At 60.5% G+C, this 10,424-nt stretch carries 13 protein-coding genes and 1 pseudogene; 9 read left to right on the top strand and 5 right to left on the bottom strand.

Annotation, left to right across the window (positions count from 1 at the left end; all coding sequences use genetic code 11):
- Positions 1-63: 63 nt before the first annotated feature.
- Entirely contained in the window at positions 64-555 is a 492-nt protein-coding gene (locus C5L13_RS25010) for a sigma-70 family RNA polymerase sigma factor (protein WP_105385977.1), read from the bottom strand.
- Positions 556-718: 163 nt separating this feature from the next.
- Here C5L13_RS25010 and ku (C5L13_RS25015) point away from each other — a divergent pair, with 163 nt between their 5' ends.
- Both ku (C5L13_RS25015) and ligD read left to right on the top strand, forming a co-directional pair.
- Positions 719-1,585 (top strand): non-homologous end joining protein Ku, encoded by an 867-nt coding sequence (ku, locus tag C5L13_RS25015; RefSeq protein WP_205836885.1) that lies wholly within the window; start codon positions 719-721, stop codon positions 1,583-1,585.
- A gap of 2 nt (positions 1,586-1,587) precedes the next feature.
- Positions 1,588-4,113 carry a DNA ligase D gene (ligD, locus tag C5L13_RS25020; RefSeq protein ID WP_105385979.1) on the top strand — a complete coding sequence of 842 codons (2,526 nt, stop codon included), beginning with the start codon at positions 1,588-1,590 and terminating at the stop codon, positions 4,111-4,113.
- Between the two features lie 3 nt (positions 4,114-4,116).
- Here ligD and ku (C5L13_RS25025) read toward each other — a convergent pair whose 3' ends face one another.
- Complete coding sequence (gene ku, locus C5L13_RS25025; RefSeq protein WP_105385980.1) at positions 4,117-4,923, bottom strand: non-homologous end joining protein Ku; 807 nt, start codon at positions 4,921-4,923, stop codon at positions 4,117-4,119.
- A 107-nt stretch (positions 4,924-5,030) separates the two neighbouring features.
- On the opposite strand from ku (C5L13_RS25025), the gene C5L13_RS25030 reads away from it, so the two are divergent.
- Together C5L13_RS25030 and C5L13_RS25035 are read left to right on the top strand one after the other, a co-directional pair.
- The gene (locus C5L13_RS25030) at positions 5,031-5,234 is read left to right on the top strand and encodes a hypothetical protein (RefSeq protein ID WP_105385981.1); all 204 of its coding nucleotides are present in this window, start codon (positions 5,031-5,033) and stop codon (positions 5,232-5,234) included.
- 192 nt (positions 5,235-5,426) lie between these two features.
- A complete protein-coding gene (locus C5L13_RS25035; protein WP_158693522.1) occupies positions 5,427-5,603 on the top strand; it encodes a hypothetical protein in 177 nt (58 codons plus the stop codon).
- 26 nt (positions 5,604-5,629) lie between these two features.
- Here C5L13_RS25035 and C5L13_RS25040 read toward each other — a convergent pair whose 3' ends face one another.
- Complete coding sequence (locus tag C5L13_RS25040; RefSeq protein WP_105385983.1) at positions 5,630-5,959, bottom strand: hypothetical protein; 330 nt, start codon at positions 5,957-5,959, stop codon at positions 5,630-5,632.
- 126 nt (positions 5,960-6,085) lie between these two features.
- Between C5L13_RS25040 and C5L13_RS25045 the strand changes: the two genes are divergently transcribed.
- The 3 genes from C5L13_RS25045 to C5L13_RS25055 all read left to right on the top strand — a co-directional run bounded on the left by C5L13_RS25045 (position 6,086) and on the right by C5L13_RS25055 (position 7,577).
- On the top strand, positions 6,086-6,673 hold the full coding sequence (locus C5L13_RS25045) for a cysteine hydrolase family protein (protein WP_105385984.1): 588 nt from the start codon (positions 6,086-6,088) through the stop codon (positions 6,671-6,673).
- Positions 6,674-6,810: 137 nt separating this feature from the next.
- The gene (locus tag C5L13_RS25050; RefSeq protein ID WP_105385985.1) at positions 6,811-6,996 is read left to right on the top strand and encodes a hypothetical protein; all 186 of its coding nucleotides are present in this window, start codon (positions 6,811-6,813) and stop codon (positions 6,994-6,996) included.
- A gap of 83 nt (positions 6,997-7,079) precedes the next feature.
- The gene (locus C5L13_RS25055; RefSeq protein WP_105385986.1) at positions 7,080-7,577 is read left to right on the top strand and encodes a YciE/YciF ferroxidase family protein; all 498 of its coding nucleotides are present in this window, start codon (positions 7,080-7,082) and stop codon (positions 7,575-7,577) included.
- 95 nt (positions 7,578-7,672) lie between these two features.
- Here the strand turns inward: C5L13_RS25055 and C5L13_RS25060 are convergent, their stop codons facing one another.
- Positions 7,673-7,921, bottom strand: coding sequence for a hypothetical protein (locus tag C5L13_RS25060; protein WP_105385987.1), 249 nt, complete (start codon positions 7,919-7,921; stop codon positions 7,673-7,675).
- 175 nt (positions 7,922-8,096) lie between these two features.
- Here C5L13_RS25060 and C5L13_RS25065 point away from each other — a divergent pair, with 175 nt between their 5' ends.
- Complete coding sequence (locus tag C5L13_RS25065; protein WP_105385988.1) at positions 8,097-8,510, top strand: DUF2934 domain-containing protein; 414 nt, start codon at positions 8,097-8,099, stop codon at positions 8,508-8,510.
- Between the two features lie 298 nt (positions 8,511-8,808).
- Positions 8,809-10,287 carry a glycogen synthase GlgA gene (gene glgA, locus C5L13_RS25070; RefSeq protein ID WP_170117325.1) on the top strand — a complete coding sequence of 493 codons (1,479 nt, stop codon included), beginning with the start codon at positions 8,809-8,811 and terminating at the stop codon, positions 10,285-10,287.
- Between the two features lie 19 nt (positions 10,288-10,306).
- On the opposite strand, the pseudogene C5L13_RS29080 reads toward glgA, so the two are convergent.
- A pseudogene (locus C5L13_RS29080) lies at positions 10,307-10,424 on the bottom strand (IS630 family transposase); the annotation flags it as partial.

The following is a 10,424-nucleotide window of genomic DNA, read 5'->3' on the forward strand; positions in this document are numbered from 1 at the left end:
CTACGGCAATCAACGTGAATTTCATGGATGATCCCCCAAAGGCGACTGGCCTGAAACCTCGGCTCAGTTCGCGTCCTCTCCCAATTCCTGCAGTATCTGGTGCCTCGCACGATTGAGCCGGCTCTTCACCGTACCGACGGCACAATCGCAAATTTCAGCGGCGGACTCGTAGCTTTCGCCGAGGATCGCCACCAGGGTCAGGACTTCGCGGTAGTGCGGCGGAAGCTTCTGCAGAGCCCGCTGCACCTCCTTTGCCCGTGCCGCAGTCTCCTGCGTCGCGGCCATGGCGGTATCGCCTGAAACATTCTCCTCGATGCCGGGCGCCTCGCGGCCAAGCACCTTGGCTCGGGTGTAGAATGTATTGCGCATGATGGTGAACAGCCAGCTCTTCAGCTTTGTGCCGGGCTCGAACTTGTCGAGGTTGGCGAGTGCCTTGGCAAGCGTCTCCTGCACCAGATCATCCGCATCGCTGGGATTACGGCAGAAAGTGCGGGCAAATGCGCGGAGAGCAGGAATAAGCCTGACTATGTCCGTACGTGCAGGATCACTATTCAACTGTGATTCAGACACCGTTGCCTACCTCTCCGAACTCGATGGGCTGGAATTTCGGTGGCAAACGCACGCCTTGCGTGTTTGGTTCCAGCAAGATGAATAGCTTGTTCATCTTATCGCGGAACAAACCGGCCTATACCCCTGTTGATAGGACTCTCACGGAGTTCTGATCGTGGCACCGCGTGCAAATTGGAAGGGTTATCTGAAGGTTGGCGAAGTGAGTTGTCAGGTGGCGCTTTATACGGCCGCCTCCACATCCGATCGCGTCAGCTTCCACATCATCAACCGGGAAACCGGCCACCGGGTCCACCGCCAGATGATCGATGCCGATACGGGCAAGGAGGTGGAAACCGAAGACATCATCAAAGGCTACGAGGTATCGAGCGGCGAATATGTCTTCCTCGAGCCGGACGAAGTGAAGGCGGCCGTGCCCGAAGCCGACAAGACGCTGGAACTGGAGGCCTTCATCCCCTGCGACGGTGTCGACACCGCCTATCTCGACAGGCCCTACTACCTTGCGCCGGCCGACAAACCGTCGGCGGATATCTTTGCCCTGATCCGCAAGGGGCTTGAGGACAAGAACGTCGCGGCCCTCGCCCGGACCGTGTTGTTCCGGAGGCTCCGGACGCTGCTTATCAGGCCGAACGAGCACGGCCTGATCGCCAGTACGCTGAACTACGATTACGAGGTGCGGCCGGCCAAGGAAATCTTCTCGGACATCAAGAGCTTCAAGATCGACGGCGAAATGCTCGATCTCGCCAGACACATCATCGACACGAAACGCGGCGAATTCGATCCAACCGAATTCGACGACCGCTACGAGACGGCCCTTGCCGAATTGATCCGCGCCAAGATCGAAGGCCGCAAGCTGAAGAAGAAGGCGAAACCCGAACCGAAGAAGGTGTCGAACCTGCTCGATGCACTGCGCCAGAGCGCCGGCACTCCCTCGGAGAAGAAGAAGGCCGCGCCCAAGAAGACCGCTCGTAAAACCGCACCTCGCAAGACTGCCGCCCCGCAGAAAAAGGCAAGCTGACCATGGCGTTGGAAACCTACAATCAGAAGCGCAATTTCAAGATCTCGCCTGAACCTCAGGGCAAATCCTCCACCACTCGAAAGGGTAAGACGACCGGCGACAGCTTCGCGATCCAGAAGCATGACGCCACTCGGCTCCACTACGATTTCCGGCTGGAAATGGACGGCGTCCTGAAAAGCTGGGCCGTCACCCGGGGTCCGAGTCTCGTCCCCGGCGAAAAGCGTCTTGCAGTGCATGTGGAAGATCACCCGCTCGACTACGGCGGCTTCGAAGGCACCATTCCCGAAGGCAATTATGGCGCCGGGGCCGTGCTTCTCTGGGATCGCGGTTCCTGGGAAGCGATCGGCGATCCGCACAAGGCCTACAAGAAAGGCCATCTGGAATTCGAGCTGAAGGGCGAGAAACTGGAGGGGCGTTGGCATCTGGTCCGCATGGGACACAGGGAGGGAGAAAAGCGGGAGAACTGGCTGCTGATCAAGGGCGAGGACGAATTTGCCCGCAGCGAGGGCGATGTCGATATTCTGGAGGAGATGCCGCTCTCCGTGAAGAGCGGCAAGACGCTCGAGGAAGTCTGGGGACGCCAGCAGTCCAAGAAGAAGCGCGCCGTCAAGAAAAGCAGCCGCACGGCGCCCGCACCCGAGACCTCCGATGTTGCCGCCGCCGGGATAAAGGGCGCAAAGAAGGCCGAACTGCCGGATTTCATCGAGCCGCAGCTTGCGACATTGGTGAAGGCCGCGCCTTCGGGAAAACGGTGGGTGCACGAGGTCAAGCTCGACGGTTATCGCCTGCAGGCGCGTGTGGAGAGCGGAAAGATCAGGCTGCTGACGCGCACCGGGCTCGACTGGACCCACAAGTTCGGCGAGGAGATCGTTACAGCATTCGCGAAGCTTGATCTGTCGAATGCCGTCATCGATGGCGAGGTTGCCGTAGAGGCCGGTTCCGGCGCGACGGACTTTTCGCTGCTGCAGCAGGACCTGAGCGAGGGGCGCTCGGATCGCTTCACATTCTACGCCTTCGATCTGTTGTATCTCGACGGCTACGACCTCACCAGTGCCACCCTGCTGAAACGCAAGGAGGCGCTGGAGAAGCTTCTCGCCGGTAGCGGCCCGGCACTGCGCTACAGCGAGCATTTCGGCGAGGAGGGTGGGCTGGTGCTCAAACATGCCTGCCGCCTCAGCCTCGAAGGCATCATCTCGAAGATCGCCGATGCAGCCTATCGCCCCGGGCGCGGGCGCGATTGGGTAAAATCGAAATGCTCTGCCCGCCAGGAATTCGTCGTCGCGGGCTACGTCCCCTCCTCCGTCAACAATAAGGCGATCGGCTCCCTCGTGATGGGCTACTACGAGAAAGGAAAACTCCGCCATGCCGGGCGCGTCGGCACCGGTTACTCCGGCACGGTGGCGCAATCCCTCTTCAAGCGACTAAATGAGCTCCGCATCGATAAAAGCCCGTTTGACGAAAAGCTCGCCGGGGTGGAAAAGAAGGATGTCGTTTTCGTAAAACCGGAGCTGGTCGCCGAGGTGGAATTCCGCGGCTGGACCGCTGACGCCCATATCCGGCATGCGGCATTCCGAGGGTTGCGGGAAGACAAGGATCCCAAGGAAATCGTCCGGGAGGGCGTACCTGTGACAGCCATCGAGGAGGAAACGCCGCCGAAACGGACGGTCAATCTCACCCATCCGGACCGCCTCTACTGGCCGGATGCGGGCGTGACCAAAGCCGGCCTGGCGGATTATTACACCGAGGTCTGGCGTCTGATGGCCCCCTACGTCGTCAACCGGCCTCTGGCGCTCATCCGCGGCCCCGACGGCATCACCAGTCAGCTCTTCTTCCAGAAGCACGGCTGGAAGGGCATGACGAAGAACGCGGTCCTGATGAAGGATCCTGCCGATCCGAGCGAAGAGGATATCACCATCCGCGATCTCGACGGACTTCTGGGCCTCGTCCAGGGGGCGACGCTCGAGGTCCACCCCTGGGGCTCCAATCTCGACGATTGGGAGAAGCCGGATATGGTCAATATCGACCTCGACCCCGGCGACGGCGTCTCGTGGACGGAGATTATCGCAGCGGCTCACGAGGTGAAACGGCGGTTTGAGGACATGGGACTGGTCGCGTTCGTCAAGACCTCGGGCGGCAAGGGCCTGCATGTCGTGGCGCCGGTGAAGCCGAAAGCGGAATGGCCGGAGGTTAAGGCGGCGATGAAGGCGCTTGCCGACGGCATGGCTGGCGACGACCCGGACAAATACGTCTCGACCATCACCAAATCGAAGCGCAAGGGGAAGATCCTGATCGACTACCTGAGGAACGGCCGCGGCGCGACCGCCGTCGCCCCCTATTCCACCCGCGCCCGCCCCGGCGCCCCGGTCTCCATGCCGGTCGCCTGGGAAGAGCTCGGCGGAGCGATCGGGCCGAATTACTTCACCGTCAACAACGCGCCCGCCCGGATCGCACAGCAGACCAGCGACCCCTGGGGCGATTTCCGCCAGGCGGAAGCGCCGATCGAATTCAAGGAGAAGAAGAAAAGATAGCGTCTATTTCGGCGTCGATTTGCGTTCCGCCTCGAGGCTCTTCTTCAGGGCGGCGGTGATATCGATGACGTTGCTCGAACGCTCCGGGGCTTTCTCTTCGGTCGGCTTCTTCGCCTTGCGGCCTTTCTTGCGCTCGGCGATGATATCGAGCAGCCGGTCCTGGACCGGATCGTCGACCATGCCGGGCTGCCAGGCCTCGGTCCGCTCCTCGATGACCTTCTTCAGCATCGCCAGATGCCGGGCTTCGGGTTTTTCTCGCGGAGCTTCCGCCGCATATTCGTCGGCATCGCGCACTTCGTCGCCGTAGCGCAGCGTCCAGACGACGATCCCCTTGTCCTTCGGCAGCAGCAACACCGCCCGCTCGCGGCGATACATGACGAGCCGGGCGATGCCGCCGGTCTTCGTCTTGGCCATCGCTTCCCGGATGACCGCGAAGGCTTCCGCGCTCACCTCGTCATCCGGCGCGAGATAGTGCGGCCGGTCGTACCAGATCCAGCCGATGGAACCTGCCGGGACAAATGTCTCGATATCGATGGTGCGGGTGCTTTCCAGACCCACGTCCTCAAGCTCCTCGTCTTCGAAGAGCACGTATTCGTCCTCGTTTTTGGGATAGCCCTTCACCTGGTCTTCGTCTTCCACGGCCTCGCCGGTCTCGGCATCGACGTACTGGCTGAGAACCCTGTTCTGGGTCTTGCGGTTGATGTTGTGGAACCGCACCTTTGCGCCTTCCGAAATGGCCGGCGTCATGGTCACGCGACAGGTGACGAGCGAGAGCTTCAGATAACCTTTCCAGAAGACGCGCGGTGCCACGGCAGAACTCCTTCTTTTGCCGCGATAACCCCTGCCGTACCGGCTTGGTTCCGGAACAAACGGCAAGAGAAGCCGTTTCCTTCGAGACGCAGCACAGGAGGGTATCCATGAGCACGAACAGCAGCCCGAACGCTCCCCGCAAGGAGCGGGACGAGAAGACGACCGAACGCTCCGCCCGCGCAAAACACGAGAGCCAGGAACTGGAAGAACAGCTGAACGAAGGGCTGGAAGATACCTTCCCCGCGAGCGATCCGGTTTCGACCACGGTGACGTCCATCCCGGCCGGCACACCGAAACCGCCCAAGCATTAGACGATTCTCGGCAAGGTCCTGGAACAAATCAGGCGGCTTCCTGGATAGGAAGTCGCCTGATTTGATTTATGGCCTGTGACTTTTTCGGGATATCCGAAACCAAGCATATTGCGGTAAGGAGAAATACTGCAAATTTTGGCGGGGCGGGCAACTTCGGCTTGGATTTGGCCGGATATCTATTACGAGGTCGGGATGGCGAAGCAGAATAGTCCGGTTGAGGAACAGGAAGTCAGGATGGGACGGCGCGTCAACCGCCGGGTTTCGGTCCTGCTCACCGAAATCGAGAAGGAAGAAGTTCCCGACCGCTTGCTTGAACTGGCCCGCGAACTGCAAAAGGCGCTCAACGGAAAGATCGGCGAAGCCGACTGATGACGACTTGAACGGATCCGTATCCGCTAGAGCTGGGTCGATATCAGATTGTCGATCCTGACCTGCCCCTCCACCACGCCCCGCGGCCCGTCCGCATCGAACCGTCCGCTCTCGTCTTCGATCACCGTATAGAGTTTTTCGCTGCGGAAGGCGCTGGCCATCTGCGTGGAATTGCCCTCCGAAGGCAGGGCGTCGATCTCGGTGAAGTCGAGTTCCGCTTCGCTTGCAACAAGACGCGCATCGCCGGCCGTCCTCGCCCGGACCACCACTTCGCCTTGCGACGGCGAATTCTGCCAATTCGGATCATCAGACGCCGCGATCGGCACCAGACGGTAGATCTTCAGGCTCTCCTGCATTCTCTCTTCCCTTCGGCAATCGTCATTCCAGCGGGCAACGCGGTCCGAGCACCGCAAGTTCCTTCCACCTGTCGGAACTTTTGATGGCGTAGCGCTGTTCGTGAGCGCTGATGGAGTAAACGCGTCATGGAAGATCCGAACCATTGCCGACATCTCTGCGTCGACATGCAACGCATGTTCGCTGAGGACACCCCCTGGCATATTCCCTGGATGCACCGGGTGCGGGAACCGGTTGTCGAACTTGCAAGAACTCACCCCGCTCAGACGATCTTCACTCGTTTCGTGCCCCCGAAAACACCTGCCGAGGCCGGAGGAAGCTGGCGCGACTACTATGAGAAATGGTCGATGATGACGCGCGAGCAGCTCGGCGACGAGATGGTCGACATCCTGCCGGAGCTGAGAGCCGTGGTTCCGCCGGCAATCGTTTTCGACAAGCCGGTCTATTCGCCATGGCTCGACGGCCGGCTTCACAATTTCCTGCAAAGCCAGGGTGTGACCACGCTCGTCATATCGGGCGGAGAAACGGATGTCTGCGTTCTGGCAGCCATCCTGGGGGCGGTCGATCTCGGCTATTCGATCATCCTCGTCAGAGATGCGATCTGCAGCACCTCCGACGAAACCCACGATGCCTCCCTCGCCCTTTTCGGCAGACGCTTTTCGAACCAGCTGCGGATCGCCGGAGCCGAAGAGGTCCTGCGCTGGTGGCACGGATAGGCCGCTTTTCCGGAACCTTTTGCGGCAAACGGCGGTTTTCCAGATACGTGCCCCTGTGATCGGGGACAACAATAACCGGCGGCCCCTGGGGCCGCTCCGGCACGGCCCGCCAGGGCCTTGCCCGAAAGGAGAAAGCGATGGCCGACAATTTCTGGTTCGTAGTCGTGGCGCTCGGCCCCATCCTTCTTGGTGGAGCGATCGCCTACGCGTTGCTGCAGCGTCGCCGCCTGACCGGCAGCGAGGAGATCAAGCAGGAGGAGGCGATCGAGCGCCTCTACGACAAACCGCCGGGCGGGCGCGAACCCCATCCGGGTAATCATTGAGATAAGGAACTTTCGGTCCGCCTCATAGTTCTATGTCTCGCAACGGCCCTTCGAACATTTCATAAAAATCCAAGGAGAGAGCAATGGCCACCAAGACCCTCGACGACCTTTTTCATGAAACCCTCAAGGACATCTACTACGCCGAACGCCAGATCGTGAAAGCCCTGCCGAAGATGGCGCGCGGTGCCAAGGACCAGAAGCTGAAAGCTGCATTCGAGAAGCACCGCGAAGAGACAGAAGGTCAGATCGAGCGCCTGAAACAGGTCTTCGAAATCATCGGCAAGCGCGCCCAGGGCAAGACCTGCCCGGCGATCGACGGGATCATTGAAGAAGGCGAGGAAATTCTTGATGAATTCAAGGGCAATCCTGCGCTCGACGCCGGCCTGCTCGCTGCCGCACAGGCTGTCGAACACTATGAGATCAGCCGCTACGGCACTCTCCGCAGCTGGGCTCAGCAGCTTGGACTGAAGGAAGCCGTAACGCTTCTCGAGCAGACCCTGGCGGAAGAAAGCAAGACGGACGAAGCCCTGACCGCCCTTGCCGAGTCCGCCGTCAACGCAGCGGCTCAGAAGGCCGCTTGACGTGGATCTGGGCGCGACATGAGGTTGCGCCCAGCCCTCCACGGAAAAGCCCGGCTTGGCCGGGCTTTTCATTTCCTCCGGGTATTCGGGTCGGTTCAGTGACGGGCCGAGCCAGTGGAGCTTGAACCCGTCATGCCTTGTGCAAGAATCTGCACCGGCAGCATTTCGCCGTTCAGCGCCTGTCGCCGGAAAACCTTGTCCCGGGTGGAACCGGACCTCGCGAGGTGGGCTTTTGCAGCGTCCATGGCCAGATCATATGTATGATAATGGCACGCGGACTGTACCCCATCTATGAGATAGACCCAGCCGGTTGCGTGCGGGATGATATCGCAGTACTTTTCCATTTCGATGTGTCTCCTTCCCGGCGGAATAAACATATTTGGGCTGCCTAAAGTTCCGTCGGGCAGATTTTTTGAATCGGCCGCGTGCCTGTTGGCCGGACAGCGAGTTTTCGTTTTTGACCATGGAACTTTGCTCCCGCGAATCCGTTGGGGCAATCGGGCGAATGGAGACTAAATAATGGCGGAATCCGAACAAGACTGGATCAAAAAGCGAGCCTACGCTTTGTGGGAAGCAGAAGGTTATCCTACTGGCAAGGACAGAGAGCATTGGGAACAGGCGAAGCTGGAATATGCGACGTTGAAGCCCGCGGCACTGAACGGAGCGTCGGCAAAGGCTCCGGGTCGCAAGGCAGTAACAAAGGCAGTCAAGCCTCCCAAGGCAGCACCCAAGGCTGCAGCCCCCGAAGCGGCACCCAAGGCCGCCTCTCCTAAGGCCGCCCCTCCTGATAAGGCAGCCTCTCCTAAAGCAGCACCCAAGCCAGTCGCGTCGAAGGCTGCGTCTACGAAATCCGTCTCGAAACCTCCGGCGGCGATCTCCGCGGCGGTCGAACCTGCCAAGAAGCGTTCCAAGAAGGTACCGCCGGGCAAATAGCTCCGCGGTCGGTAAAGCACCAGGACTAGCGTCATCGGTCGCGACGGTTGCCATCGTCGCGACAGCGAGGTTTTTTGCTCTGGAAAAATGACATGACATTTGCATCTGAATTCCGCCCGAAGCCAAGCCCGAGAGGGAACGTTGGCCGGGGCTTGATTGTTTTGGAAGGTCTGAACGGGCTATGGCGGAGAGACGCATGATGAACGCCCACCTTCCGGTCGGTGAGACCCATCACAATCAGCGCGGCATGATCGGCCATGAAGCTGAGATCGTTCCCGGAAAGCGGGCTTTGCCGCATATGAAAGTTCTTTCGGTCACCTCGGAAATCTACCCGCTCGTCAAGACCGGGGGCCTAGCAGACGTGACCGGTTCGCTGCCGAAGGCCCTTGCTGTCCTCGGTATCGAGACCACGACACTGATCCCCGGATATCCGCGGGTAATGCAGCAGCTGAAAAGCGCCATGCCGCTCGTTACCTTTGAAAACCTTCTGGGCGAGCGTGCCTCGCTGCTCCACACCCGGATCGAGGGTTTGAGCCTTTTCGTGCTCGATGCTCCAGGTCTCTACGATCGGCCGGGCGGCCCCTATGTCGATGCGGTAGGCGCGGATCATGTCGACAACTGGAAGCGGTTCGCGGCCCTCTCGCTCGCCGCGGCTGAAATTGCGGATGGCGCCCTGCCCGGATGGATCCCGGATCTCGTCCACACCCATGACTGGCAGACGGCCCTGACCTCCGTCTACATGCGCGAACGCGGCTGCATGACACCCGTCGTCCTGACCATCCACAATCTGGCCTTCCAGGGGCAGTATCCGGCAAGTTTGCTCGACGGACTCGGCTTGCCGCCGGAGACCTATTCCATGAATGGGCTGGAATATTTCGGCGACATCAGCTTTCTGAAAGGGGGGCTGCAGACGGCCGATGCAATCACGACGGTCAGCCCGACCTATGCGCGCGAAATCCTCACGCCCCGTTTCGGCATGGGCATGGATGGCGTGCTGAACGCGCGCATCGCCATTCTGCGCGGGATCGTCAACGGTATCGATCTGGACGTCTGGGATCCGTCGACGGACCCGCATCTGCGGCGCAACTACGACGCCGGCAGCCTGCGCCGCAAGCGCGAAAACCGCCTGGTGCTGCTGGAGAAATTCGGTCTGGACACGGCCGGCAGCGGCCCGGTGTTTTCAGCCGTCAGCAGGCTGACCTGGCAGAAGGGCTTCGACATGTTCGCCGAGACGGCGAACGAGGTCGTCGATCGCGGCGGATACGTCATCGTCTTCGGTCAGGGCGATCGCGGGATCGAGCAGGCGCTCCTCGATACGGCGTCACGCTTTCCCGGCCGCATGGCCGTCCACATCGGTTACGACGAGCCGACGGCGCACCTGATCCATGGAGGCTCGGACGCAATCGTGCAGCCCTCCCGCTTCGAGCCCTGCGGCCTGACCCAACTCTATGCGCTGCGCTATGGTTGCGTGCCTGTCGTGTCGCGCACCGGGGGGCTCTCCGAGACCATCATCGATGCCAATGACGCGGCGATGTCGGCCCGTGTGGCAACCGGCTTCCAGTTTCATCCGGTCACCACGGACGGGTTGCGCCTGGCGCTTCGGCGCGCGCTGCATGCCTACGAAGACCAGAAAATGTGGGCACGGTTGCAGAACCAGGGCATGAAGGCGAAATTTTCCTGGGAACGCAGCGCCCTGCAATATGCCGCGGTCTATGCCAATCTGGTGAAAAAGTCCGGCCAGGGCTCTGCATCGGACCGATACCGCGCCATACTTTGATCACCGACCTTAGAGCGGTTCATGTTTTGACGGAAGCGTATCCGGCGTTTACGAAGTAGTTACTGCATTCGCCGGGTTGGATTGTTGTGACGAGAGAGCCGATGTGTCGCCACGTGTCCTCGATCGTTCGCTTTTGG

The organism is Neorhizobium alkalisoli, from assembly GCF_002968635.1.
GTDB lineage: Bacteria > Pseudomonadota > Alphaproteobacteria > Rhizobiales > Rhizobiaceae > Neorhizobium > Neorhizobium alkalisoli.

Bases quoted from the DNA above. Each gene is read 5' to 3' on its own strand.
- ligD (WP_105385979.1), top strand. From the start codon at position 1,588: ATGGCGTTGGAAACCTACAATCAGAAGCGCAATTTCAAGATCTCGCCT.
- C5L13_RS25030 (WP_105385981.1), top strand. From the start codon at position 5,031: ATGAGCACGAACAGCAGCCCGAACGCTCCCCGCAAGGAGCGGGACGAG.
- C5L13_RS25035 (WP_158693522.1), top strand. From the start codon at position 5,427: ATGGCGAAGCAGAATAGTCCGGTTGAGGAACAGGAAGTCAGGATGGGA.
- C5L13_RS25040 (WP_105385983.1), bottom strand. From the start codon at position 5,959: ATGCAGGAGAGCCTGAAGATCTACCGTCTGGTGCCGATCGCGGCGTCT.
- C5L13_RS25045 (WP_105385984.1), top strand. From the start codon at position 6,086: ATGGAAGATCCGAACCATTGCCGACATCTCTGCGTCGACATGCAACGC.
- C5L13_RS25050 (WP_105385985.1), top strand. From the start codon at position 6,811: ATGGCCGACAATTTCTGGTTCGTAGTCGTGGCGCTCGGCCCCATCCTT.
- C5L13_RS25055 (WP_105385986.1), top strand. From the start codon at position 7,080: ATGGCCACCAAGACCCTCGACGACCTTTTTCATGAAACCCTCAAGGAC.
- C5L13_RS25060 (WP_105385987.1), bottom strand. From the start codon at position 7,921: ATGGAAAAGTACTGCGATATCATCCCGCACGCAACCGGCTGGGTCTAT.
- C5L13_RS25065 (WP_105385988.1), top strand. From the start codon at position 8,097: ATGGCGGAATCCGAACAAGACTGGATCAAAAAGCGAGCCTACGCTTTG.
- glgA (WP_170117325.1), top strand. From the start codon at position 8,809: ATGAAAGTTCTTTCGGTCACCTCGGAAATCTACCCGCTCGTCAAGACC.